1 protein-coding gene is annotated in these 1,540 nt (G+C 48.2%); it reads right to left on the bottom strand.

From position 1 onward, the window contains the following. Nucleotides 1–1,540 (bottom strand): DNA translocase FtsK 4TM domain-containing protein (locus R7093_RS23905; RefSeq protein ID WP_318146847.1); only part of this gene is annotated, 1,540 nt, incomplete at both ends.

The raw sequence follows: 1,540 nt of genomic DNA, 5'->3' as shown, positions 1-1,540 counted from the left end.
CTGGAATCACCTCTACAACACGTACCGCCATCGCCGATAGAGCACGCGCCAAGTCCATAGACAGACCAGAAATTCGACTTACTTTCACACCTGGCGCCAAATCGAGCTCGAATCGAGTGATGACTGGGCCTGGGTAAATGCCGACCACGTCAGCTTTAATTTTGTAGTCTGCAAGCTTGCTTTCGACTAAACGCGCGACTTGCTCAAGCGCTTCACGATCGATGAAGTTTTCACGCTTTTCCGGATGGTAAAGCAATTCAAGTGTTGGCAGCGGCTCTTCTGGCACTGGTAAATTCTGTTCTTGCTTCATCAAGAATGGGTTTTGCGTCGCGGCAACTTTTGCTTGCGCGCTGGATACCATGCTTTGGAATGCGGCAACATCTTGATCGCCATCTTGCACTTCCTCAACCTCAACTTCTTGTGGCGCTGGTTCAAACGCTACACTCGGCTCTGGTGTCTGTTCTGGTTGAATTTGAGAAACCGATTGTGGTTGAACTATAGGTTGAGGCTCTGGTGAACGCGACTGAGGTTGAGGAGCAACATATGCCTCCTCTTCATCTACTACATCAAAATCAGAGATGGTTGGTTCAATATGTTCACTTGGCTCAGCGTGGTCGGTAATGTCATCAAGTGCACGAGTGTCAATAACAGGTTCTTCGTGTGGCGTTGGTTCCACATGGAGTTGCTGTTCTTGCTGAGCAGCAAACTGTTCATACTCTTCATAGCTTGATTCTCGTTGAGGCGTATCGTGTTCAACAACCTCTTCATGCTTGGCTTGCACCTGCTCTTGATAGACTGCGTTTGTATCCGCATAAGATTGGCATGTTTGTTCTTCTGACGCCCAATCATCTGCTTGCTGCGCTGCAGCTTCCAACTCTTCGATGGTTACATTCAGCTGCTTGGTACGCTCAACCATTGGGTCCACGTTATCTGTGCTGACCGCTTTAAGTTGTGGTTCTGGTTCAACATACGTTGGCGTCGCATTTACTGCCGCAACTCGTTGAGGTTGGGGCTCTGGCGTCGGTTTTACCGCAGACGTTTCTGATTTGGCTTGCGGCATATATATAGGATATTCGTGTACTGCCGCTTTCTCTTTTGGTTCTTCAACTTCGTAAGCCGTTAAGTGAGGAAGCGTCTCGTCGTCTTGTTGATCGTCTTCAACGTGTTTTGTTGATACTTTATCCTCAACAAACTCATCAAGCTGAGGCTCTAGCGTCTCTTGTTCTGAACCTCTGAACTTATTCGCGATGGCAGCCAATACCGCTAACGAGCGATCACCAAGCCATTCGACGATGTTCAGCCAAGAAATCCCCGTAAACAGAGTAAAACCAGCCCCCCACAGAAATAGAAGGACGAGCGTTGTACCCAGTACATTCAACGTCGGCAAAGCAAGGCTTGATAAAACATCGCCTACTACACCGCCCGATGAGAAGTACCAAATATCATCGAAGTTAATATCGGCAAGGCCGCAACTGGTCATGATAAGAACAGTTAGGCCCAGTAAACGGGTTCCCCACAGCATAAAATCTATTGGCTCATC

Source organism: Vibrio sp. 1580 (assembly GCF_033340055.1).
Note: the sequence above shows the minus strand (reverse complement) of the source record. Positions and strands in the feature narration are given on the sequence as shown.